Raw genomic sequence first — 24,187 nt, 5'->3', positions numbered from 1 at the left:
GGTCCCGGGGAATTTCCCCGCCGCCCCCACCCGCGACGATCGTTTCGCCACGGGCTCCGACTCGGTCGGCAGCATCGTGCCCAGGCGAGTGCGGGACTCATCCGGACCGGGACGGCAAGGCACGGACCGCCCCACTCGGCCGGCTTGGGCGTTTCGCGTGCGAATACCGTGCGGTGCCTCGGACATGCGTGAGCCACCGCGTTTTTGCAGCGTCGCATCGTGGTCCTTGTGGCTGCGCTGGGCCTCATCGCCGTCCACTGGTCCCACCGCACCGGCCGCCGCCCCCTCCGACAACGAACGACATCCTGTACGCCGCAAAAGCCCAGCCGCTGGGAGCCGTTTGGGAGCCGACCCGCTCCCCGAGCCCTCCCAACACCACCCGAGACCCGCCACATCCAACGCCCTGACCTGCGAAAATGCGAAACTGGCAAGTGTCGATCACGCCCGGTCCTCATTCGGGACGAAGAGGACGTGGGTTCAAATCCCGCCACCCCGACAGCCGAAACACCACTCAGGGGCCCGATCCGCACTGCGGGTCGGGCCCCTGAATCGTTTCTGGGGTGGTTTTGACGGGGCAGCAGCACCTGGGCCCGGTCCCATCTGCTCCTCGCCCGCCTCTTTCCCTTCAGGCCCCCCGCACACCGCGTCGACGTCGGGCCCGGGCGAGCGCGAAGCCTGCCAGGGCCAGGGCGGCCGCGGTGCCGCCTGCGGCCGTTGCGGTCGTGGTCGTCGAAGGGGAGCCGGAGGCCTGGGTGCAGTACGAGCCGCCCGCCGTGACGGTGATGGTCGTGTGCGTCTGCTTTGTGGTGAGGCCGGATCCCTCGTGGTGGCCGGCGATGTCGACGGGATAGTGGCCCGGTTCGGTGCCGCAGCGGATCGCACCCTTGCCCTGGCCGAAGCTGTTCTTCTGCAGGGTGACCGTGACCGGGTGACCGAATGCCGGGGAGGTCACGGTGAAGCTGCCGTTCCCGTCGGCGGCCAGGGAGGTGAGGTCGGCTCCTGAGGTGACCTCGACGGGCGCGCCCGGCTGGAGCGGCCCGTCGGGGGTGCTGTCGCTGTCCGTGGAGGTGAGGGTGACGGCGAGGCCTGGGTCCTCGGCTGCGTGGGCGCCGGGTGCAGCGGCGAGACCGAGGGCGGTCGCGGCGCAGAGGATGCCGGCTACGCGCAGGCGCATCGGGGGTACCTCACCTTCCTGAGAGGTGATCAGCCCGCCTTCGGCGGGACGAGCATGTGTTCGCTGCCGAGGGTGGTCGTGGTGTCGGTGTAGAGGGTGGTCTCGCCGTCGGACCAGCGCACGAGGAGGTCGTCGGGGTCACCGGATGTGTAGGCGCCGGCGGTCATGACGGTGGCGTGGGTCCACAACGTGTTAGAGGACTTCAGCTTGATCTCCGTTCCCACGCCGGAGGCGGAGGAATCGCGGTAGAGGGCCAGTTCGCCGTCGGACCATCGGACGACGACGTCCCAGTCGGCGCCTCCGGTGAAGTTTCCGGCGGCGAGGAGGGTGGCGTTGCGCCAGGTCTCGTTGGGGGGCCGCAGTTGGTGCTCGTTGAGGAATCCGCGGGCGTCGACGTCGGTGTAGAGGGTGGTCTCGCCGTCGATCCAGCGGACCATGACGTCGTCGGTCCACTGGTTGTCGCTGTAGCGTCCGGCGGTGATCTGGATGGCGTTCTTCCAGGTGCTGCCGGGCTTGGCCATCTGGGTTTCCTTGGCGAATCCGCCGTTGCCGTCCCCGGTGTAGAGGGTGACCTCGCCGTCCGACCAGACCACCATGAGGTCGGAGTCGCTGTCGGCGTTGAAGTCTCCCGCGGCGACGGTCCTGGCGTGGGTCCAGGTCGAGGACTTCGCGATCCGGTGTTCGCCGGAGAATCCGCCGTTGCCGTCCCCGGTGTAGAGGGTGACCTCGCCGTCCGACCAGATGACGATCATGTCTGTTCTGCCGTCGCCGGTGTAGTCACCGGAGGCGGTCTTCATGGCCTGCTGCCACAGGCCCCCGCCGGTCGGGTACATGCTGTAGCCGCGCGGGTACTGGGTGGGGGTGGTGTTCTTCGCCGCGGCATCGTAGATCTCGAAGGCCCGCTGGTCGTAGGTGGCGGCGAACGAGATGCGGTCGCTGTTGTTCTCCAGGCCGCCGCCGTAGTAGCCGCCGAGGTCGCCGATGACGGTCCCGGCTCCGGTCGTCCTGTTGAGGCCGGTGATCCAGGGGCTTCCGGAGGTGCCGCCGTAGAAGCCGCCGCAGTCCATGCGCATCTGGTGGTAACCGGGGAGCTGGCGGGTGGTGACGCCGGCGCATATGAAGGGCTGGTTCTTCGGGTTGTGGCTGCCGGGGTAGCCGATGACGGTGACGTTCTGCTTGTACTGGCCGTTCACCTGGCCGAGCTTGAGCCCCGCACCGACGGCCTTCTGCACGCTCTGCCCCCGCTGGTTGGCGGCGACCCGGGCGAAGGCGTAGTCGAAGTCGGAGTAGGCGTCGCGGGTGGGGTGGCCCGCGGCCTGGTACCAGCGTGCGTCACGGACCCACCGCTGCACCGCGAACCGGCCGTAGGGGGCGGGGTTGCCCGCCGCGCCGTTGTAGCGGGGCACGAACATGCCCTTGGAGCCGCCGGAGCAGTGCGCGGCGGTCAGGATGACGTTGCCCTGCGGGCTGTCGACGACGCTCGCGGAGCAGAAACGTGCCGTCAGCTTGTCGGTGGCGGGGTCTGTCACGTAGTGGAAGAACGTTCCGACGGTCGGGACACCCGCGAAGTAGCTCCCGTTCTTCGCCGCGGCCGCCCCCCGCACGGCAGATTCGGCTTTCCGGCCGGCCGGGGCCTCGCCGCGGGGGCTGTCCGGGGTCGCGCGGGCCATCCGCTCGGGGGTCCAGAACTTCTCGGCCTGCGCACTCGTCCATGCTCCCCCCGGGCCCGTGCCGTGCGCGGCCGGCGCCGTACTGGTGGTGGCGTCGGGGCTCGGGGAGTGCGCGGAGGCGGGCGACGCCGCCGCGAGGACGACAGCGGAGGCCACGGTCGCGGCACGGGTTACGAACGTGCCGCGAAGGCTGGGTATGTGCACGGTTTCCTCATCTGTGAGCACGCGTGTGGCGTGGGGGGCGGCGAAAAGCGCCGGCCGGGGGCGGTCGGCGCCCTTTTCCCGTGACGGGGACTCAGGTCTCCTGGGAGTCGAGGCACTTACGGTGCTGGGGCAGCGCCGCAGCCGCCTTCGTCAGTTCCACCAGCGCCTCCTCCGACGGCGCGCCGCGCTGAACCGTCAGTTCCAGGCCGGGGGAACGTCCGTAGGTGACGAGCAGGTCGCGGCCGTCGCCGCCCTGCCCGCGGTGCCATACCCAGTCGACGCCGTTCACCGTCGCGCACGGGTCCGGTGTCCTGGGCGGCATCGGGATCCCGCAGCGGGTGACGATCTTCCCGCTGCCCCACACCGTGACTCCGGCCGCGCCCGAGTGGCCGCGCTCCAGCCCGGCGATCCTGTCGGGCAGCTTCCCGGCAGCAGCCCGACAGGCCGCGTCACCGGCGTGCGGGGCCGCCTCGGGGCCGCTGCCACCGCCCGTGACGGCCATGCAGACGCCCAGCACCGCCAGCGCCACGGCGCCGGTCAACAGCATCCGGTTGCGCACAGATCGATTCGCCACCCGATGAACCGTAAGGCAGCCGCCGGACCGTCAACTCACCGGGGCACACCGCCGGTCCAGGACGCAGCCGGCCGGCCGTCGGCGCTGCCGTCGAAGGTCCCGGGGCGGCCGTCCGCAGGCCCCGGCCGGCTTGTCATACTCACGGCTCATGACGATCAAGCGGGCCGCCTGGACGGCCTTGTGCGCGGCGGCCCTCGTGTCCGGCTGTGCCGGCTCCCATCCGGCCACCGACGACGCGACCGTGAAGGACGGCGTCAGCAGCTGGCCCGTGGCCCGTCGCCAGACCATGCCCGTCCTCCGGGGCGGCGGAGCCGACGGCCGTCCGGTACGGCTGGACGCGTTCAGGGGGAAGGTCGTGGTGCTGAACGCGTGGGCGTCCTGGTGCCCGCCCTGCCGCGTCGAGTCACCCGGACTGGCCCGGATCCAGAAGGCCCTGGGCAAGCAGGGCCTTCAGGTCGTCGGCCTCGACGGCGGAGAGCCGGCGTCCAGCGCGCTCTCCTTCATCCGCGATCGCGGCCTGAACTATCCGACCCTCGTCGACGAGCACGGCAAGCAGGCGCTGCGCATCCCCCGCGGAGCGGTCAGCCAGGTCGGCCTCCCGTACACGGTGTTCCTCGACCGCAAGGGCCGTATCGCCGCCTCCGTCTCCGGCGGTGTCACGGAACAGCAGGTCAGGAACATCGTCACACCGCTCCTTGCGGGTGGACAGGCCCTTCGGGATCCGGCCGGGTGACCGGTCTCAGCTCGTGAAGACGAAGTACTTCCACGTCCCGTAGGTCGTCGAGTTCACGTTGTCGCCCGACGCCGTGTCGATGTAGGACGAGCGGATGCGGAAGCGGACGCCCGTCGGCGGGGTGCCGGTGAGGACGAGGGTGTCCTGGCCGTCCGAGCCGAGCACGAGGTACTCGCTGTGCGTGCCGCGCCAGGCGCCTTCGTAGTAGCCCTGGACCTCGACCTTGTACTTGCGGTTCGGGTACGGCGTCATCGTCGTGCCGAAGGCGGGTTCCTTGGACTTGTGGAAGTAGCGGTACGTCTGGTTCCACGCCGTCTGGGTCTTGTAGTAGCCGCTGAGTGCGGTCGTCACCCTGACCCGTGCGCCCACCGTGCTCGTGACCGTCGCGGGCGCGTAGCGGGTGTCGCCCGTGAACTTGGCGGTGAGCCTGGTGTCGCGGGTCAGATAGAGCGTGGCGGACAGGTTGCCGGAGGAGTCGACCGCGCCGGACTTGATCAGCTTGTTGGGCTTGTCGCCGCCGTACGGGTCGGCGTAGATCGCGACGATGCGGTTCTTGTACGTCGTCCCCAGGTGCGCCGTGAACTTCACCTGGGTGTTGTACGCGTACACCTTGCCGTTGCCGTCCAGGGTCAGGGCGGTCGTCGACTTCGTGACGTTCACCGTCGTCGTGGCGGTGGCGGCCGCGTGGGAGTCGTCGCCCGCGTACGTGACCGTGTACGTGACCTGGCCGCCGACGGGCGGGGTGTCCGCGAAGGAGTACGAGCCGTCGGCGCCGACCGTCGCCGTGCCGAGCAGCTTGCCGGACGCGGACTCGTCGTCCGTGCGGCGGACGGAGACCGTCGTGCCGGACGCGAAGGCCGCGTTCGAGGTCAGCTTGCCCGTGACCGTGAGCGGCTTGGCGCGGGGCGCGGTGGCCGGGGCGGTGGCCGTCAGGGTGTCGGCGGCCTTCAGCGGGTCGTCGTAGATCCGCAGCGAGTAGGTGTTGTTGCTGTCGTACGACACCGCGAACAGCTTGCTCTCGTCCGGTGCCCAGGCCAGGCCGCTGCCGGCCAGCTCGTCGGAGGCGGTGCCGCCGGTGGAGCTGGGGAAGTCGTACTCCCGTGTGGGCGTCGAGGCGCCGGCCTTGAAGACGTGGACGTCGGAGCCGTAGGCGGAGTCGGTGCCCGCGGCCACGTCGCCGTTGGGCGCGATGTCCACGGCGTCGGGGTAGTTGGTGGTCTCGTACTTGCCGTCCGCCGTCAGGTCGGAGAGCTTGTAGACGGCCTGGTAGTACGGCGATCCGCTGGCCGTGACGACGTCCTTGCCGTCCGGTGTGACCGCGAGGTCGCGCAGGTTGCCGCCGCCGGTGCTGCCGGGGTCGAAGGCGTACGCGGTACGGCTCGCGGTGCCCGACGAGACGTCGTACACGGCGAGTTCCACCGGGCTCTGACCGGGCGCGCCCGCCACCAGGGTGCCCGGGGCGCCGGGCGAGGCGTCCAGGATCGGCGCCTGGTAGAAGGTGTTCCCGTCCTGGTTCAGGGTCACGACCGGGTCGGTGCCGCCCAGGTCGAGCGAGCCGATGTTGCCGTTGGCCGCGCTGCCGTAGCCGAACCAGAGCTTGCCGCCCGTGTAGGCCACGTACTGGGGGTCGGTGCCGTCACCCGTCGGGTAGGTGTGGGTCTCGGTGGCGGTGGCCGTGTCGATGGCCACGATGGCGTTCGCGTCGGCGACGGCCGCGTACAGGGTGCCGGAGTCGGCGGAGAGCTCCAGGCCTCGGACGCCGGGCAGCGTGTCGATCGTGCCGACGACGCTGCCGCTGTAGTCGGTGGCGACGACCTTTCCGCTCTTGGGGTCGCTGATGAAGACCCGCTGGTGGACGCCGTCCACGACGACGTCGCCGGTCGACGTGACCGGCAGGGCGGTGCTGGAGTCGGCCAGCGCGGGCGCGGCCGACATGACCGCGAGCGCGGCCGAGCCGAAGAGGACCGCGAGTGCGGTCGCGGCCGAGAGAGTGCGTGTGCGCACGGTGGTTTCGAACCCCCCGGAACGAAAAAGAGCCCCTGAAGAACTGGGGAAGTGAGCGGAGCGTAGGTCACGCCGGTGACAACGGATGCAAAGGAGGGTCAACGATGATCAAAAAGTCCACCGCAGTGATCAATCCCGTAGCGACTCGCCCTCACAGTGATCAAAAGCACTCCGCGCCGTTCGGCTCCGGTCCCTCCCCTCGTGGGGACCGGTGCCGAGCGGCGCGGATCTCGGGGGCTCGGGCGATGTGTCCGGCACCGTCGTCTCATAGCTCCTGGAGAGCTGGCCGAGAAGGTTCGGCGCCGTGGGCTGTCTTCCCGAGCGCTGAGCTGATGGCCTGCGCGGACGGTGTCCGACGGGTTCGCCCTTGCATCGTGATCCTGCCAGCTGTGGCCTGCCGTGAGGAGATTCAGGTGCCGGTCCGGAGGCTTACGCCGCAGGTCAGCCGTATAAAGTGAGTTTTCCGGTCCGGATGTCCAAGCGCGGGGGGAGTAAGGGGTGGAGGCCTTGGGTTCCGACTCAGGGGCACGTACTGCCTTCGCGGAGCGCCTCGCTCTGCTGTACAAGGAGGCGGGCAACCCTCCTCTCGCGCGGGTGGCCGAGGCGGTCGTACAGCTTCAGCGGGTGGACGAGCGCGGGCGGCCGGTACGGGTCTCCGCCCAGCGGATCAGCGACTGGCGGCGGGCCAAGAACGTGCCGGCCCAGTTCCCGGCACTCGCCGCGGTGCTGCACGTCCTGATACCTCAGGCCCGGCGGGCGCGGCCGACGCCGGTCTCCGCCGGTCTGTACGACCTGGGCCAGTGGCAGCGGTTGTGGGAGCGTGCGCTCGCCGACCCGGCGGGCGACCGGCCCGCGGCGGCCACCGAGGTGGACGAGCGGCCTCCGGCCGAGGATCCGGCCGCCCCCAGTGTGTGCCCGTACCGGGGGCTGGCCTCCTACCGGCAAGAGGACGCCCGGTGGTTCTTCGGCCGGGAGCGCAGCACCAGCGCCCTCGTCGACCAGCTGCACGCGGCGGAGAAGACCGGTGGGCTGGTCATGCTCGTCGGCGCGTCGGGGGCGGGTAAGTCGTCCCTGCTCAACGCCGGACTGGTGCCCGCCGCGCAGAACGGCGCGCTCGGCGACGACACGGGCCGGCCGAGGGTGGTTCTGCAGCTCGTCCCGGGAGCCGATCCCATCGGTGAGCTGGCCCGGTGCGTCCCGGAGCTCGCGCCCGTCCTGTCCAGGGCGGCGGACGGGTCCGCGGCCACAGAACCCGGCACGCCCGCGTTCGCGCACGCCGTCCGGGGTGCCGTCGCCGAGTGGGCCCGGCGCGAGGCACCCTCCGGCGAGCGGCCGGTCGTCATCGTGGACCAGTTCGAGGAGGCCTTCACCCTCTGCGCCGACGAGGCGAGCAGACACGCCTTCGTCCAGGTCCTGCACGCCGTCTGCTCGGCCGCCGGACCGGACGACCCGGCCGCCCTGCTCGTGGTCCTCGGCATCCGCGCCGACTTCTACGAGCAGTGCCTGCGCTATCCCGAACTGGCCGACGCGCTGCAGCACCGGCACATGGTCCTCGGGCCGCTGACCACGGCCGAGCTGCGCGAGGCGGTGACCGGCCCGGCGAAGGCCGTGGGCCTGGAACTCGAACCGGGTCTCGCGGAGCTGATCGTCCGGGAGGTGAGCGCCGACGGGCCGCGCGGGGCACATGACGCCGGGGTGCTGCCGCTGCTCTCGCACGCGTTGCTCGCCACCTGGCAGCGGCGGAAGGCGGGGCGGCTGACGCTGGCCGGTTACCGGGCCGCGGGCGGGATCAAGGGCGCGGTGGCCGCCACCGCCGAGCGGGCCTGGTCGAGCCTCGACCCGCCTGCGCGTACGGCCGCGCGGCTGCTCCTGCTGCGGCTGGTCCGGCTGGGCGAGGACACCCAGGCCACCCGCCGTCGGGGGACCCGGCGCCAGCTGGCGCAGGAGTCGGCGGATCCCGGCAAGACGGAGGAGTCGCTGGAGGCACTGGTCCGCGCCCGGCTGGTGACGCTCGACGCGGAGACCGTGGAGATCACCCACGAGGCGCTGCTGACCGCCTGGCCGAGGCTGCGCGACTGGATCGACGAGGGCCGGGGCGACCATCTGCTCCGCCAGCAGCTGGAGGAGGACGGCCGGGCCTGGGAGGGCTCGGACCGCGACTCCTCGCTGCTGTACCGGGGTTCGCGGCTGGCCCAGGCGCGCAGCTGGGCGAAGTCCGCCGGCGACACCTTCCTGACCCGCAGCGCGGTGGAGTTCCTGGCCGCTTCGGTACGGCTGCGCAAGCGCACCCTCGTGATGCGGCGCGGGGCGGTGTCCGCACTGGTCGTCATGTCCATCCTGGCCGTCGGTGCGGCGGTCCTCGCCTGGCAGCAGCGCAACGACGCGGTGTTCCAGCAGGTGGTCGCCGAGGCCGACCGGGTCCAGGACACCGACCCCTCGCTCTCCGCCCAGCTGGACCTGGTCGCCCATGGGCTGCGGCCGGACGACGCGGGCACCAACAACCGGCTGGTCTCGATCGTGAACGCGCCGCTGGCCACGCCGCTGCTCGGCCACACCGGCGCCGTCTACCTCACCTCGTTCAGCCCGGACGGGAAGGTCCTGGCCACCGCCAGCTACGACCGCACGGTCCGGCTCTGGGACGTCAGCGACCGCTCGCACCCGAAACCGCTGGGCCGGCCGCTCACCGGCCACACGAGTTGGGTGAGCACCGCCCTCTTCAGCCCGGACGGCCACACCCTCGCCTCCGCCGGCGACGACGGCACCGTCCGGCTGTGGGACGTACGGGATCCCGCCCACCCCAAGCCGCTCGGCACGCCCCTGACCGGCCACTCCGGCACGATCTACCTGCTCGCCTTCAGCCCGGACGGACGCACGCTCGCCTCCGCCGACGAGGACCACACCGTACGGCTGTGGGACATGACCGACCCGGGTCGGCCGAAGGCGCTCAGCCCGCTGACCGGCCACTCCGACGCCGTACGGTCCGTGGCCTTCAGCCCCGACGGCCGGCTGCTGGCAGCCGGCGGCGACGACGACACGATCATGCTGTGGGACCTGTCCGATCCGCGCCGTCCGAAGCCGGTCGACCGGGTGCTGAAGGGCCATACGGACACGGTGCACTCGGTGGCCTTCAGCCCCGACGGCCACACCCTCGCCAGTGGCAGCGCGGACGACACCGTCCGGCTCTGGGACGTCACCCACCCACGCAACGCCACCCAGCTCGGTTCGCCGCTCACCGGTCACACCGGGCCCGTCTGGTCCGTGGCCTTCAGCCCCAGGGGCGGCATGCTCGCGGCCGCCAGCGCGGACAGCACGGCCAGCCTGTGGAACGTCAGCGATCCGTCCTCCCCGTCGCAGGTCGGCGAGCCGCTCGCGGGCAGCAGCGGCGAGATGTACGCCCTGGGCTTCAGCCCCGACGGCCGTACCCTCGCCACCGGCAGCGGCGACAGCAAGGTCCGCCTGTGGTCGGTGCCGACGTCGGACATGGTCGGCGCCTTCGGGGCGTTCCGCCCGGACGGGCAGGTGCTGGCCATGGCCGCGCGCGACGGGCGGATCCGGCTGTGGAACGTGAGGGTTCCCGGCCGGCCCGTGGCGATGGGCAAACCGTTCATGTCCGCGGACGGCGGCCAGCGCCAGCTGGCCTTCTCCCCCGACGGCCACACGCTCGCCGTACTGAACGGCCGCCAGAAGCTGTACCTGTGGAACGTCACCGACCCGGCCCGGCCGGTCTCCTACGGGGCGCCCCTCCCCATGCGGACCCGCTTCACGGGCTCCGACGCGCTGGCCTTCAGCCCGGACGGGCGGACCCTGGCGAGCCCCTACGACGACCGCACCATCCAGCTGTGGAACGTCGCCGACCCGTCCCATGCCGTCAGGCTCGGCGCACCGATCACCGGCCACAAGGGCTACATCAACAGCCTTGTCTTCAGCCCGGACGGCCACACGCTGGCCAGCGGCAGTGCGGACGCCACCATCCGGTTCTGGAACGTCACCGACCCCCGCCACGTCAGCAGCCTGGGCACACCGCTCACCGGGCACGGCGGACCCGTCAACGTCCTCGTCTACAGTCCGGACGGCCGCACTCTGGTCAGCGGCAGCGACGACGACACGGTCCGGCTGTGGAACGTCACCGACCCCCGCGAGGCGACCGAGGACGGCGGCCCCCTGACCGGTCACACCGAAGCGGTCGTGTCACTCACCCTCAGCAAGGACGGCCGCACCCTGGCCAGCGGCGGCAACGACAACACCGTCCGCCTGTGGAACGTGGCCGACCCCTCCGAGGCCGCCGCCATCGGGCAGTCCATGAGCCCCAACGCCAAGACCGGCAACTTCCTGTCGTTCAGCCCCAGGAGCCACCTGCTGGGAGTGTCGAGCGGCGCCGACACCGTACGGCTGTGGAATCTGGACACGGACGACGCGATCCGGCACATCTGCTCGACCACCCAGGGCGTTCTGACACCCGAGAAATGGCACGAATACCTGCCGCGGCTCTCGTACAAGCCTCCGTGCGACCACTAGTCCGACCTGGTGGACGCCCTGGTGGCAGCCCTGGTCAACAGGGCCGACCCAGTGATACCGGCCACATCCCCGCGCCGCGGCGGAGCAGTCGACTCCCGTAGGGCCCGCGGCCTTGTTAGGCTTGGACCCAGCCCGATCGCTGGTGCATCCCCCGTCGCCAGCGGTCGGGCATTCTCATGCCCTTCCGGCGGCCAGCCACTGGGCGACCTTTCGCACCGTGGTCTCGTCGAGTCGCTCGACGAGAGCCTGTACGGCCGCGTGGTCGTCCGGTGCGAGCTCGTAGAGGCCCGCCTTGCTCAGCCCGGCCAGGAGCACCTGCTGCCGGCGGCCGCTCATGCGTTCCGTCAGCGTGCTCTGCTTCTGGGGGCCGGCGGCCGGCGGCTCCCGTGTCGTGGCGTTCGTGGCCGCGGCCGACACGTCGAAGCGCTGCCACGCACCGTCCTGCGGACCCCACAGCCCGGCCACGAAGTCGTCGCCGCGTGCCCGCACCGTGTGGGCCATCTCGCCGAGCGCGTACTGCACGGGAGCTCGGTGCGGGGACTCCGCACACACCTCCCAGGAGGCCGAGGAGGACCGGTAGAACTGCGCGACCCAGCGGGGAGCCCCGGTCGGCCGCGGACTGGCGGGACGTGTCGTCGTCTCCACTGCGCTCACCCCTTCATTCACCCGTTTCCGGGAAAGTAACTGACGAGCCGTCAGATATCCAGATCGAGGGCGGGGCGCGCCGTCAGTTGTTCCAGGACTCGTCGTACGGATCCTTCGGCGTCGCCACCGGTGCCGCCGCCGTGACCCGGAAGAACGGTATCGGGCCGTTGTTGACGGGGTCCTTGGTCCGCTTCGCGGTGTAAGTCCCAGTCACCCGGAGCCACTTGTCCGGTTGCAGGACCGGCGGGATCGTGCCGGTCAGGGCGATCTTCACCGGCTGGGCATCGGCGGCACAGCAGTTGAGCGCCATGCGCACCAGATAGGGGGCGCCGGTGCGGTCGAGAGCGACGAAGCCGGTGATCCTGATCGGGCGGCCCGCTATGTGCCGGCCGCGGTCGTAGACGGCGCGGGTCGCGTAGTCGACGACGTTGAGGTCGAGCGGGCCGGCGGCGGGCAGCTTGTTGAAGCCGTACGGCTGCTGCAGGGCCGTACCCGTGCGCATCGCGCTGTAGGAGCCGAGGGCGGGCGGGGCGACCAGGATCAGGGCGAGGAGGGGGAGGACGAGGAGCCAGGAGATACGGGGTTCGCGGTGGACGTGACCCTCTCCATGGTCATGGTCCTCGGCATCGCCGCTCTTGTGGCTGCGCCACTCGTACCAGACCGTCGCCAGCGCCGCCACGATCAGTACCGCGCCCGAGGCCAGCAGCAGCGGTTGCAGTCCGGCCTTGACGTAGCGCAGGTAGAGGTTGGTGAAACCGGCGTGCAGCAGGGCCGCGCCGGTCAGGAACAAGATCGCCGCCTGGGCCTGCCGGTTCACAGGAGCACCGCCCCGGTCAGGACCGCGCCCGTGATGGCGAGGCAGAAGGTGGCGGGGGCGAAGCGCAGGGCGAAGCCGCGGCCGAAGGTGCCGGCCTGCATCGCGAACAGCTTGAGGTCGATCATCGGTCCCACCACCAGGAACGCCAGCTTGGCCGTCAGTGAGAACTGGGTCAGCGACGCCGCCACGAACGCGTCCGCCTCCGAGCAGATCGACAGCAGGACCGCCAGGACGGCGAGCGCGAGGATCGCCACCAGCGGGTTCTCCGCGGCCGTGCGCAGCCAGCTCGCCGGGGCCACGGCCTTGAGCGTCGCGGCGGCCATCGCGCCCACCACGAGGAAGCCGCCCGCGTGCATCACGTCGTGCCGGACCGAGTTCCAGAAGGCGGCGCCTTTGCTCGGGCCCTCGTAGTGGGAGCGTTCCGGTGTGCGCAGCCAGTCCGTGCGGCCTAGGCGCTGCCACAGCCAGCCCATCACGCACGACACGAGCAGACTGGCGACGAAACGGCCCACGACCATCTCGGGGTTGCGGGGGAAGGCCACCGCGGTCGCCGTCAGCACGATCGGGTTGATCGCCGGGGCGGACAGGAGAAAGGCGAGGGCCGCCGCGGGGGTCACGCCCCGGCGCACCAACGCTCCGGCCACCGGCACCGACGCGCACTCGCAGCCCGGCAGCATCGCGCCCGCCATCCCGGCGACCGGCACCGCGAGGGCGGGCCGGCTGGGCAGGGCGCGCGCGAAGAACGCCGGCGGCACGAACACCGCGATCGCCGCCGAGAGCAGCACCCCGAGCACCAGGAAGGGCAGCGCCTGTACGAGCACGGCCACGAACACCGTCATCCAGCTCTGCATGACGGGTGCGGAGAGCGCTCCGCGGATGGGGCCCTGGAGCAGCACCAGAAGGAGCAGCAGCATGGTGAGGACGAGGGGGGACTTCGAGTCCTGTCCGGCGCTGTCCTGGCTGCCGTGGTCCTGGCCGCCGTGGTCCTGCCCGGCCCCGGTCGGCTCTTCCGGCTCCGGGGCGCCGCGCACCGGCTCATGGCTGTCCGCCCCCGTGGGGGCTGCTTTGGTGATGGCCACGGGCGAGGTACCTCCGGTGGTGCGTAAGGGCGCTGGTTTCCCTCCCCATCCATACGGCGGGGAAGGGGCGTTCGTTCAGTGACTGTTCGGTGACTGCGCTGAGGTGCTGCTGGAACCACCTCTCCCTCCCTGGCACTCTTCTCACTCGTGGGGAGCGTTCCGAATCAAGGTGTGGCGAGTGGTGACGTGTCGGCGCACATGGTGGTGTGCGGCGACGACGGTCTGGCGCATCGGCTGGCCGCCGAACTGCGCGGTGTGTACGGCGAACAGGTCACGCTCGTCGTGCCGCCCGCCGACCGCGGTGTGCGACCACCGGTGGTCGGGCGCGCGCGGGCGACGACGGCGGCACTCTTGGACCGGGTGGTGAACGCGGCCGTCAACCGGGCGAACGGCGCCGCCGCCGAACCCGTCGGAACCGCCCAGGTCGTGGAGGCCGCCGAGGCGACCGAGGAGGCGCTCGGCGCGGCGGGCGTGGAGCGGGCCGCCGCGCTGGCGCTCGTGTACGACGACGACGAGACCAACATCCGCGCCGCCCTCACCGCCCGCCGGCTCAACCCCCGGCTGCGGCTCGTGCTCAGGCTCTACAACCGTCGGCTCGGCCAGCACATCGAGGAACTCCTCGACCAGGCCGCCGCGCTGGCGACCGGCGACGGCGGGTCGTCCGGCAGCGACACCTCGACCACCGTGCTCTCCGACGCCGACACGGCCGCGCCCGCGCTGGCCGCCACCGCCGTCGCCGGCACCAGCAAGGTCGTACAGACCGACGGGCTGCTGCTGCGGGCGGTGGAACGGACGCCGCTCGCGGGGCAGTTGGCCCGGCCGGGGCTGGCCACGCTGGCGCTGCTGTCCGCGGAGGGCGCCGAGAGCGGCGGCGAGCAGGGGCCGGAACTGCTGCCCGACGCGGCGGCGGTCCGCGCCGCCACCGGCCGCGGCACCGTCGTACTGGAGCAGGTGTCGTACGCCGGACCCCAACTGCCCCCGGCCCGGGGGGCCGTGGCGTTCTCCTCGCTGTTCTCGCGGCGGCTGCGGTGGTCGCTGGCGGGCATGGTGGGGTGTGTGGTCGCGCTCGCGGTGGCCTTGTGGCTGGTGACGGGGATGCATCCGCTGAGCGCGTTCTATCTGACGCTGCTCGATCTCTTCGCCATCGACAACCCCGCCATCGGGGCGTCCGTCGGGCGGCAGATCCTGCAACTCCTCTCCGGGCTCACGGGGTTGCTGCTGCTTCCGGTTCTGCTGGCCGCGGTGCTGGAGGCGCTGGGCACCTTCCGGACGGCGTCCGCGCTGCGGAAGCCGCCGCGGGGGCTGGGCGGGCATGTCGTCCTCCTCGGGCTCGGCAAGATCGGTACGCGGGTGCTGACCAGGCTGCGGGAACTGAACATCCCCGTGGTGTGTGTCGAGTCCGACCCGGATGCCCGGGGGCTGGCCACGGCGCGGCGGCTGCGGGTGCCCGTGGTGCTCGGGGACGTCACCCAGGAAGGCGTTCTGGAGTCGGCCAAGATCCACCGCGCCCATGCGCTGCTCGCGGTGACCAGCGCGGACACGACGAATCTGGAGGCCGCGCTGTACGCGCGGTCCGTACGGCCCGATCTACGGGTCGTGCTGCGGCTGTATGACGACGACTTCGCGACCGCCGTGTACCGCACGCTGCGGGCTGCTCATCCGCGTGCGTCGACGCGGAGTCGCAGTGTGTCCCATCTGGCGGCGCCCGCTTTTGCCGGGGCGATGATGGGGCGGCAGATCCTGGGGGCGATTCCGGTGGAGCGACGGGTGTTGCTGTTCGCCGCGGTGGATGTCGCCGGGCATCCGCAGCTGGAGGGGAAGACGGTTGCGGAGGCGTTTCGGGCGGGGGCTTGGCGGGTGCTGGCGTTGGATACGGGGGCTGCGGGTGGCCGCCGGGAGGAGCCCGCGGCCGAGGAGGCGTATGAGGATGTGCGGGCGGTCGGAGGGTCGGGGCTGGTGTGGGACCTGCCGGACGGGCGGGTGCTGAAGGGGTCGGACCGGGTGGTGCTGGCGGCTACTCGACGGGGGTTGGCGGAGCTGCTGGGGCGGCGGCCGCGGGAGCGGGCGGGGGCCTGAGCGGCACCCGGCGCCGGGCTGGGGCGGCGCCCGGCACCCGGCGCCGCGGCTGGGGCGGGGGCGGGTTGCTTGCCGGCGCTTGCCGGGTGCCGCCTTTCTTTGGGACGGGAGCCGCCCCAAGCGGCACGACCGCCCGCAGGCTACGGCGGCACGACTGCCCGCAGGCTACGGCTACGCCAAGTAGCGCTCCGCGAACTCCAGTTCCAGTCGGACCTGCTTGATCCTCTCGTCCACCACCAGCGAACCGTGCCCCGCGTCGTACCGGTACACCTCGTGGGTGGCGCCCCGGGCCTCCAGGCGTCTGACGTAGTTCTCGATCTGGCGGATGGGGCAGCGGGGGTCGTTGACGCCGGCCGAGATGTAGACCGGGGAGCTGACCTGGTCGACGTAGGTGAGGGGGGACGAGGCCTCGAAGCGTTCGGGGACCTCCTCGGGGGTGCCGCCGAGGAGGGTGCGGTCCATGGCCTTCAGGGCCTCCATCTCGTCGTGGTACGCGGTGACGTAGTCGGCGACCGGGACGGCCGCGATGCCGAGCGTCCAGGCGTCCGGCTGGACGCCGAGGCCGAGCAGGGTGAGGTAGCCGCCCCAGGAGCCGCCGGTGAGGACGAGGCGGTCGGGGTCCGCCAGGCCGGAGTCCACCGCCCAGGCGCGGACGGCCTCGATGTCCTCCAGTTCGATGAGGCCGACGCGGTGCTTGAGGGCGTCGGTCCAGGCGCGGCCGTAGCCGGTGGAGCCGCGGTAGTTGACGCGGATCACCGCGTACCCGTGGTCGACCCAGGCCGCCGGGCCCGCCGCGAACGCGTCGCTGTCGTGCCAGGTGGGGCCGCCGTGGATGTCGAAGACCGTGGGCAGGGGGCCCGGTACGCCCTGCGGCTTCTGGACCAGGGCGTGGATACGGCCGCCGGGGCCGTCCACCCACACGTCCTCCACCGGCACCGAGCCCGGGGACTTCAGGCCGGGCGGGTCGAGGACGACCGCGCCCGTCGTGGAGCGGACCGCGGACGGTACGGCGGCCGAGGACCAGAGGTACTCCACGCTGCCGTCGGGACGGGCGGTCGCGCCGGAGACCGTGCCGGGCGGGGTGGGGACCTCCGTCAGGGCGCGGCTCGCCAGGTCGTACCGGAACAGCTCGCTGCGGGCCTCGAAGCTGTGCACGATGAGCAGGCCGGTGCCGTCCGGGTACCACTCGGCGCTCACGTCACCGGGCAGCTCCAGCGCCAGGTCGGTCTCCTCTCCCGTCGTCACGTCCCACACCAGGGGCTCCCAGCGCCCGCGGCGCTGGTGGCCGATGAGCAGCCGGGTGTCGCCGTCGACGGGCGCGAAGCCCAGGACCTCCAGACCCAGTTCGTCCGTGCCGCCCTTGGTGTCGTCCAGCTCGGCGACCGCCGTGCCGTCGGGGCGCAGGACGCGCAGCGCGGAGTGCATGGCGTCGCCGTGCTCCGTGTGCTCGATGGCGATCAGCGCACCGTCGTGGGAGAGGTCGCCGACGCCCGCCGACTCGCGGTGGCGGTAGACCTCCACCGGGGCCTCGCCGGTACGCGCGAGATGGATCGTCGTACCGTCCTCGTCCGTGGAGCGGCCGACGATCGCCGTGCGGCCGTCCCGGGCGAGGGCCAGGCCTGCCGGATAGGAGGCCTCCAGGCCGGGCGCCGCGAGCTCGTCCTCGCCGCCGTCGAAGGGCTGTCTGCGCCAGACGCCGAACTCGTCGCCGTCCTTGTCGTCGAACCACCAGATCCATGCGCCGTCGGGGGTGAGCACGCCGTCCGTCGTGCCGTTCGGCCGGTCCGTGACCTGGCGCTGTCCGCCCGTCGCCCGGTCCCAGGCGTACAGCTCGTACGTCCCCGTCGCGTTCGACACGAACAGGGAGCGGTCCGGTGCGTCCTCCGCCCAGTCGGGCAGCGACACCCGCGGCGCCCGGAAGCGCTTCTCCCAGTCCGGCATGTCCTCGTTCCGCTCCGGCGCGGCGGACCCGTTGCTCTCAGTCATGGCCCCATAGTGCCCGCCCCCACAGACAATTCGCTGGCGGGGCCCCCAGCCTGTGGATAACTTCGCGGCCATGCACCGTTCGATTCCCGCCCCCGCCGACTGGCGCGAGGCCAACCGCGACCACTGGGACGAACGCGTTCCGGTGCACGTCGCCAGCGATTTCTACGACCTCGACGGCTTCCGCGCCGGCCGGGACGTGCTGCGTGACTTCGAGATCGCCGAGGTCGGCGACGTGAGAGACAAGTCCCTGCTGCATCTGCAGTGCCACATCGGCCTCGACACCCTGTCCTGGGCGCGCCGCGGTGCCGCCCGCGTCGTCGGCCTCGACTTCTCCGTCCCCGCCGTGGCCACTGCCGGCAGGCTCGCGGCGGAGCTCGGGTACGGCCCGGAGCGCGCCGCTTTCGTGGCGTCCGACGTGTACGAGGCGGCCGCGGCGGTGCCGGAGCCGTCGTACGACATCGTCTACACCGGCGTTGGCGCGCTGTGCTGGCTGCCGGACATCCGGCGCTGGGCCGAGACCGCCGCCTCGCTCGTAGCGCCCGGCGGCTTCCTCTACCTCGCCGAGTTCCATCCGCTGACCGACGCCCTCGACAGCGAGACCGGCTCCCGGATCGTGCACGACTACTTCGCCCGCGACGCCCAGGTGTACGAGTACTCCGGCACGTACGCCGACGAGGACGCGAACACGCACCACAACCGCAGCGTGCAGTGGCAGCACCCGCTCGGCGAGGTCGTCTCCGCGCTCGCCGCGGCGGGGCTGCGCATCGAGTTCCTGAACGAGCACGACGTCTCGCTGTTCAGGCAGTTCGAGGCCCTCGAGCAGCGGGACGGCTACTTCCGTCTTCCGGCGGACCGGCCGCGGATTCCGCTGATGTATTCCCTGAGAGCGGCCAAGGCCTGATTGTCCGAACCCCGCGGCCGGGCCCCGCGCGGCGGCCCCGTACCGTTGAAGGCGTGTACCGGTTTCTGCTGACGCCCCGCTGGTGGGGGATCAACGTCTTCGTGCTGCTCGCCATCCCCTTCTGCATCTTCATGGGGTCGTGGCAGCTGAGCCGGTTCGAGGACCGGGTGCAGGCCCACCGGGACGCGACCGAGCAGGTCACGACGGACCGGCACAAGGCGGCCCGTCCGCTTCGGGAGCTGCTGCCCGTGAACAAGGCGACGTCCGGCAGACAGGCCACCGTGACCGGGCGGTACGGCAGGCAGCTGCTCGTCCCGGACCGGCAGCTCGACGGCAAGCAGGGCTTCTACGTACTGACGCTCCTGCGCACCGACGGCGGCAAGGCGCTGCCCGTGGTGCGGGGCTGGCTGCCGGGTTCCGCCGACACCGCGAAGGCGCCCGCCGCGCCCACCGGTGAGGTCACCGTCACCGGTGCGCTGCAGGCGTCCGAGACGCCCGGGGACAACGGGGTGAGCGCCCAGGGTGGGCTGCCGGCCGGGCAGACCGCGGCGATCAGCTCGGCCTCGCTGGTGAACCTCGTGCCGTACGACGTGTACGACGCGTGGGTCACGCTGGACAAGGCCGATGCCGGGATGACGGCCGTGCCGGCGACGGCGCCCGCGGACTCCGGGCTCGACCTGAAGGCGTTCCAGAACCTCGGCTACACCGGGGAGTGGTTCGTCTTCGCCGGGTTCGTGGTCTTCATGTGGTTCCGGCTGCTGCGGCGGGAGGTGGAGTTCGCGCGGGACGCGGAGATGGGGTTGGTGGCCGAGGAAGAGGGCGTTGCCGTCTGACCTCGGTTTTCGGTGGACCGGGGCTACGGCTGGGGGGTATCACCTGCCCGCGCTTGCGGGGTGCCGCCTTTCTTTGGGACGGGAGCCGCCCCAGGCGGCACGACTGCCCGCCGCCCACGGCGGTGCGACTGCCCGCAGGCTGGGCAAGGCTGCGACGCACGCGCCCGCAGGGTGAGAGCGCTACGCCCCCGCCAGCACCCCGGTGTAGATGACCGTCCCCGCGCACGCGTTGGACACCGTCGCCGACACCGTGGGCGATCCCGCAGCCGTCGTGTGGGAGACGATCACGCTGCCGTCCGCCGTGCCGTCCGCCGTCGTCATCTGGGTGGTGACACCGCTGTCCGTGCCGGTGGAGGTGGTTCCGGACGAGCTGCCGGCGTCGGGGGTCGGGGTCGGGCTGGGGGTGGAGCCGCCGTCGGTGGAGCCGCCGGTGGTGGAGCCCGTGGTGGGGCAGGTCGCCGAGGGAACCCAGGCGAACTTCACCTCGTAGGCCGCGCCCGCCTGCAACTGCAGCCCGGTGACCTCGGTGGACGGGGCGGGCAGGCCGGACGCGGCGTCCCCGGCCGCATGCCGAGCCGTGGAGATCTTGGTGGCGTCCGCGGCGCCCTGGGCGAGCACGCTCACGGTGCCCGTCCCGCCGACCGTGCAGGCGGAGGTGGAGATGTTGACGACGCGGAAGGTGCCGTAGACCACTCCGCCGGTGCCGGGGGCGGCGACGGTCTCGGTGGGCGAGCCGAGCTGGTCGGCCAGGCAGACGGGGGCACTGGAGGCGCTGGTGGCCGACGGGTCGGCGCCGGCGCTGCCGCCCGTGCCCGTACCGGGGCCCTTGCCCTTGCCGTCGCCCTTCGTGTCGCCCTTGCCCTTGCCCGGGGTCCTGCCCGAGTTGCCGCCGGCAGTGCTCTCACTGCCGTCCGCGTTTTTTCCCTGGCTCGCCCCGCCCTGGGCCTGCGAGGCCTGCCCCATGACGGACGGGTTGACGTCGGAGCCGGCGGAGTTGGAGACGTGCACCAGGGCCGGGACCGCGGTGCCGATGAACAGCGCGGCGGCCGCCATGCCGACGACGGCCTGCCGCTTGCGGGCGCGCCGGGCGGGCACCGCCCTCCGCAGGTGGTCCAGCGTGCCGTCGCGCGGTTCGACCGTCTGCACCGCCTGGTGCAGCAGCCTGCGCAGTGCCAGCTCGTCCGAGTCGAGCCCGTCGGGGCTCTGGTCGTCGGGGCCGTGGTTCACAGTTCCGTTCCCAGCGTGCGATTGCCTGTGGTCTTGCTCTTGCGGTGCCGTCGGCTCGTGCCATGCGAAGGGCTCATGGCGCTCATGGGAATCACGTCCCTCGCCGTCCTTGTTCATGCCGGTGCCTCCATCGCGACGCGGAGGGCCGCGATGCCGCGGGAGCCGTACGCCTTCACCGAGCCCAGGGATATCGCGAGCGTCTCGGCGACCTGCGCCTCGGTCATGTCCGCGAAGTAGCGCAGCACCAGGACCTCGCGCTGGCGGCGCTGCAGCCCCTTCATCGCCTTGATCAGCGAGTCGCGCTCCAACTGGTCGTACGCGCCCTCCTCGGCGCTCGCCATGTCGGGCATCGGCTTGGACAGCAGTTTGAGGCCCAGGATGCGGCGGCGCAGGGCGGAGCGGGAGAGGTTGACGACCGTCTGACGCAGATAGGCCAGCGTCTTCTCGGGGTCGCGGACCCTTTTGCGTGCCGAGTGCACGCGGATGAAGGCCTCCTGGACGACGTCCTCGCAGGACGCGGTGTCGTCGAGCAGGAGGGCCGCGAGACCCAGCAGCGAGCGGTAGTGCGCCCGGTAGGTCTCGGTGAGGTGGTCGACGGTCGTACCGGCCGCCGCTGTGTCCTCGGCGTGCTCGGCTCCATCACGCTGGTTCGGGATGCGGGAGGGCCGCGCTGCGGGCATGGGCGCGATCACCGGCATGCCGCCGGGCGCGCCGGGCATGCGGGGTCGGAGCGACGGACGGGGCGGCCGTAGGGCCGTACCGCGGGTCGCCGCTTGGAAGTCGAGAACCTCTGCCACGCCAGTTGGACACGTTCCCCCCCGTCAGGGTTGTACGTGCCGGGCGTCACTTTTGCGTCATGTGCCGCAGCCGGCCGTCTCGCGTCAGGCAGCACAACTGACCGTGCGTCAAACGCCCTCATGCCTACCCGCTCTTCCCCTGTGTCCCGAATGACCGAGGCGTCCCCACGCCCGGTCGCGCATCCCCGCGCCCCCAAGGGCGTTCGCAAAGACGCTCCCCGCCCTTCGCGCGGTTGCGGAGAGCGGGGAGGAAAATCTTCGGATACCGATGGGGATCACAGCAAGTGGTCCGGACCATCGGCCGGCTCACACTTCGTCCACCGATCTTACAAACTCCCCCGGGACGGGCCGGCGGCTTTGCTGTACGTACAACCGCGTACGGCACCTTCGCCCTCCGGGCGGCACGTCACGCGAACTCCGTCGCCACCAGTTCCGCGATCTGTGCGGTGTTGAGGGCCGCGCCCTTGCGCAGGTTGTCACCGCAGACGAAGAGTTCGAGCGCCGTGGGGTCGTCGAGCGCGCGCCGCACCCGGCCCACCCAGGTCGGGTCGGTGCCCACGACGTCGGCGGGCGTGGGGAACTCGCCGGCGGCCGGGTCGTCGAAGAGGACCACTCCGGGCGCGGTGGCGAGGATCTCCCGGGCCCCGTCGACGGTGACCTCGCCCTGGAAGCGGGCGTGGACGGTGAGGGAGTGCGTGGTGACCACCGGTACCCGTACACAGGTGACGGCGACCGGCAGCCGGGGCAGGCCGAGGATCTTGCGGGTCTCGTCCCGCACCTTCATCTCCTCCGAGGACCAGCCGTCCTCGCGCAGGGATCCGGCCCACGGTACGACGTTCAGCGCGACCGGCTCCGGGAACGGCCCGGTGTTGTCGCCGACGGCCCGCCGTACGTCACCGGGGCTGGTCCCCAGCTCCGTACCGGCGACGAGGGACAGCTGCTGCCGCAGGGTCTCCACCCCGGCGCGCCCCGCCCCGCTGACCGCCTGGTACGAGGAGACCACCAGCTCACGCAGCCCGAACTCGGCGTGCAGCGCGCCCAGGGCCACGATCATGGAGAGGGTGGTGCAGTTGGGGTTGGCGATGATCCCGCGGGGCCGGCGACGGGCGCAGTGCGGATTGACCTCGGGGACGACCAGCGGCACCTCCGGGTCCATCCGGAAGGCGCCCGAGTTGTCCACCACCACCGCGCCCTTGGCGGCGGCGATCGGCGCCCAGTGCGCGGACACCTCGTCGGGTACGTCGAACATGGCGACGTCGACCCCGTCGAAGGCCTCCTCGGTCAGGGCCGCCACCTCGACCTCCTGACCGCGCACGGCCAGCTTGCGGCCGGCCGAGCGCGGGGAGGCGATCAGACGGATCTCGCCCCAGATGTCCGCGTGCTGGGACAGGATCTGGAGCATGACCGTGCCGACGGCCCCGGTCGCACCCACGACCGCGAGCGTCGGTCGTACGGTCATCGCCCGGTGCCTCCGTAGACGACGGCCTCGTCGCTGTCGGAGTCGAGTCCGAAGGCGCTGTGCACGGCGCGCACGGCGTCCGGCACGTCGTCGGCGCGGGTGACGACCGAGATGCGGATCTCGGAGGTCGAGATCAGCTCGATGTTCACGCCGGCGTCGGACAGCGCCTCGAAGAAGGACGCCGTGACACCCGGGTTGGTCTTCATGCCGGCGCCGACGAGGGAGATCTTGCCGATCTGGTCGTCGTAGCGCAGCGAGTCGAACCCGATGGCCGTCTTCGCCCGCTCCAGGGCGTCGATGGCCTTGCGGCCCTCGGTCTTGGGGAGGGTGAAGGAGATGTCCGTCAGCCCGGTGGAGGCGGCGGACACGTTCTGCACGATCATGTCGATGTTGATCTCGGCGTCGGAGATCGCGCGGAAGATCGTGGCGGCCTCGCCCGGCTTGTCCGGAACGCCGACGACCGTGACCTTGGCCTCGGAGGTGTCGTGTGCGACACCGGAGATGATGGCCTGCTCCACCTTCTTGTCCCCTTGCTCGATCGGCTCACTGCTGACCCAGGTGCCCTGCAGCCCACTGAAGCTGGAGCGGACGTGGATCGGGATGTTGTAGCGGCGCGCGTACTCCACACAGCGGTGGAGCAGCACCTTGGAGCCGGAGGCGGCGAGCTCCAGCATGTCCTCGAAGGCGATCCAGTCGATCTTCCTCGCCTTCTTCACCACCCGCGGGTCGGCGGTGAACACACCGTCGACGTCGGTGTAGATCTCGCACACCTCGGCGTCGAGGGCGGCGGCCAGCGCGACGGCCGTCGTGTCGGACCCACCGCGGCCGAGCGTGGTGATGTCCTTCTTGTCCTGGCTGACGCCCTGGAATCCGGCGACGATGGCGATGTTGCCCTCGTCCACCGAGTCACGGATACGGCCGGGCGTGACGTCGATGATCCGGGCTTTGTTGTGCACGGAGTCGGTGATGACGCCTGCCTGGCTGCCGGTGAAGCTCTGGGCCTCGTGGCCCAGGTTCTTGATCGCCATGGCCAGCAGCGCCATGGAGATCCGTTCTCCGGCGGTCAGCAGCATGTCGAACTCACGCCCGGCCGGCATCGGAGATACCTGCTCGGCGAGATCGATCAGCTCGTCCGTCGTGTCGCCCATCGCGGAAACGACGACGACCACCTGGTGGCCGTTCTTCTTCGCTTCGACGATTCGCTTGGCGACGCGCTTGATGCCCTCGGCATCGGCTACGGAGGAGCCTCCGTACTTCTGCACGACAAGGCCCACGTGCGCTCCTCGCTCGTCCCGTTGTGTCGGCTCATTTTACCGAGCGCCCGGTATCGACCTCTGTGAAACCACATGGTGAGACCCGGCGCTCCAGCCCAGCCCCTGCCCACCAGCGCACCTGAACAGTCCGCAAAGTGGGCCAGGTCACCCGTTGACGCTCTCCGTAGCCGACCGATAACTTCGCGTCGTCGTCGCCACACCAGGAGCACAAGGCTCCAT

17 protein-coding genes are annotated in these 24,187 nt (G+C 71.5%); 5 read left to right on the top strand and 12 right to left on the bottom strand.

All coding sequences use genetic code 11. From position 1 onward, the window contains the following. Nucleotides 1-625: 625 nt before the first annotated feature. The 3 genes from LJ657_RS16340 to LJ657_RS16330 form a co-directional block, all read right to left on the bottom strand. Nucleotides 626-1,174 (bottom strand): hypothetical protein, encoded by a 549-nt coding sequence (locus LJ657_RS16340; protein ID WP_232649336.1) that lies wholly within the window; start codon nt 1,172-1,174, stop codon nt 626-628. 29 nt (nt 1,175-1,203) lie between these two features. Further along, a complete protein-coding gene (locus tag LJ657_RS16335) occupies nt 1,204-3,048 on the bottom strand; it encodes a trypsin-like serine peptidase (protein WP_232649335.1) in 1,845 nt (614 codons plus the stop codon). Between the two features lie 91 nt (nt 3,049-3,139). After that, complete coding sequence (locus tag LJ657_RS16330) at nt 3,140-3,622, bottom strand: DUF3515 family protein (RefSeq protein WP_232649334.1); 483 nt, start codon at nt 3,620-3,622, stop codon at nt 3,140-3,142. A 148-nt stretch (nt 3,623-3,770) separates the two neighbouring features. Between LJ657_RS16330 and LJ657_RS16325 the strand changes: the two genes are divergently transcribed. Next, complete coding sequence (locus LJ657_RS16325) at nt 3,771-4,355, top strand: TlpA family protein disulfide reductase (RefSeq protein WP_232649333.1); 585 nt, start codon at nt 3,771-3,773, stop codon at nt 4,353-4,355. Between the two features lie 6 nt (nt 4,356-4,361). Here LJ657_RS16325 and LJ657_RS16320 read toward each other — a convergent pair whose 3' ends face one another. Then, the gene (locus LJ657_RS16320) at nt 4,362-6,359 is read right to left on the bottom strand and encodes a beta-propeller fold lactonase family protein (protein WP_232649332.1); all 1,998 of its coding nucleotides are present in this window, start codon (nt 6,357-6,359) and stop codon (nt 4,362-4,364) included. Between the two features lie 498 nt (nt 6,360-6,857). Here LJ657_RS16320 and LJ657_RS16315 point away from each other — a divergent pair, with 498 nt between their 5' ends. Continuing rightward, nucleotides 6,858-10,874, top strand: a complete 4,017-nt coding sequence (locus LJ657_RS16315; RefSeq protein ID WP_232649331.1) for a WD40 repeat domain-containing protein — start codon at nt 6,858-6,860, stop codon at nt 10,872-10,874. 174 nt (nt 10,875-11,048) lie between these two features. Here the strand turns inward: LJ657_RS16315 and LJ657_RS16310 are convergent, their stop codons facing one another. The 3 genes from LJ657_RS16310 to LJ657_RS16300 form a co-directional block, all read right to left on the bottom strand. Then, on the bottom strand, nt 11,049-11,519 hold the full coding sequence (locus LJ657_RS16310) for a hypothetical protein (RefSeq protein WP_232649330.1): 471 nt from the start codon (nt 11,517-11,519) through the stop codon (nt 11,049-11,051). An 82-nt stretch (nt 11,520-11,601) separates the two neighbouring features. After that, complete coding sequence (locus LJ657_RS16305) at nt 11,602-12,336, bottom strand: TIGR03943 family putative permease subunit (RefSeq protein WP_232649329.1); 735 nt, start codon at nt 12,334-12,336, stop codon at nt 11,602-11,604. Then, nucleotides 12,333-13,415 (bottom strand): permease, encoded by a 1,083-nt coding sequence (locus LJ657_RS16300; protein WP_232649328.1) that lies wholly within the window; start codon nt 13,413-13,415, stop codon nt 12,333-12,335. The genes LJ657_RS16305 and LJ657_RS16300 overlap by 4 nt, the downstream gene beginning before the upstream one ends. A gap of 198 nt (nt 13,416-13,613) precedes the next feature. Between LJ657_RS16300 and LJ657_RS16295 the strand changes: the two genes are divergently transcribed. After that, on the top strand, nt 13,614-15,491 hold the full coding sequence (locus tag LJ657_RS16295; protein ID WP_232649551.1) for an NAD-binding protein: 1,878 nt from the start codon (nt 13,614-13,616) through the stop codon (nt 15,489-15,491). Between the two features lie 171 nt (nt 15,492-15,662). Here LJ657_RS16295 and LJ657_RS16290 read toward each other — a convergent pair whose 3' ends face one another. Next, a complete protein-coding gene (locus LJ657_RS16290) occupies nt 15,663-17,477 on the bottom strand; it encodes a S9 family peptidase (protein WP_232649327.1) in 1,815 nt (604 codons plus the stop codon). A 70-nt stretch (nt 17,478-17,547) separates the two neighbouring features. Here LJ657_RS16290 and LJ657_RS16285 point away from each other — a divergent pair, with 70 nt between their 5' ends. Together LJ657_RS16285 and LJ657_RS16280 are read left to right on the top strand one after the other, a co-directional pair. Next, nucleotides 17,548-18,378: a class I SAM-dependent methyltransferase gene (locus LJ657_RS16285; protein WP_232649326.1), complete on the top strand. Its 831-nt coding sequence runs from the start codon at nt 17,548-17,550 to the stop codon at nt 18,376-18,378. A gap of 53 nt (nt 18,379-18,431) precedes the next feature. Continuing rightward, complete coding sequence (locus LJ657_RS16280; protein WP_232649325.1) at nt 18,432-19,211, top strand: SURF1 family protein; 780 nt, start codon at nt 18,432-18,434, stop codon at nt 19,209-19,211. A gap of 180 nt (nt 19,212-19,391) precedes the next feature. On the opposite strand, the gene LJ657_RS16275 is transcribed toward LJ657_RS16280, so the two are convergent. From LJ657_RS16275 to LJ657_RS16260, 4 genes are all read right to left on the bottom strand, one after another. Beyond that, nucleotides 19,392-20,438, bottom strand: coding sequence for a hypothetical protein (locus tag LJ657_RS16275; RefSeq protein ID WP_308117042.1), 1,047 nt, complete (start codon nt 20,436-20,438; stop codon nt 19,392-19,394). A 113-nt stretch (nt 20,439-20,551) separates the two neighbouring features. Next, nucleotides 20,552-21,157 carry a SigE family RNA polymerase sigma factor gene (locus LJ657_RS16270; protein WP_232649323.1) on the bottom strand — a complete coding sequence of 202 codons (606 nt, stop codon included), beginning with the start codon at nt 21,155-21,157 and terminating at the stop codon, nt 20,552-20,554. A gap of 484 nt (nt 21,158-21,641) precedes the next feature. After that, nucleotides 21,642-22,694 carry an aspartate-semialdehyde dehydrogenase gene (locus LJ657_RS16265; protein WP_232649322.1) on the bottom strand — a complete coding sequence of 351 codons (1,053 nt, stop codon included), beginning with the start codon at nt 22,692-22,694 and terminating at the stop codon, nt 21,642-21,644. Further along, nucleotides 22,691-23,968 (bottom strand): aspartate kinase, encoded by a 1,278-nt coding sequence (locus tag LJ657_RS16260; protein ID WP_232649321.1) that lies wholly within the window; start codon nt 23,966-23,968, stop codon nt 22,691-22,693. Before LJ657_RS16260 ends, LJ657_RS16265 begins: the two co-directional genes overlap by 4 nt. Between the last annotated feature and the right edge of the window lie 219 nt (nt 23,969-24,187).

The sequence above is a fragment of the Streptomyces guryensis genome (assembly GCF_021261325.1).
GTDB lineage: Bacteria > Actinomycetota > Actinomycetes > Streptomycetales > Streptomycetaceae > Streptomyces > Streptomyces guryensis.
The sequence above is the reverse complement of the archived record's forward strand: the minus strand, read 5'-3'. Positions and strand labels throughout refer to the sequence as shown.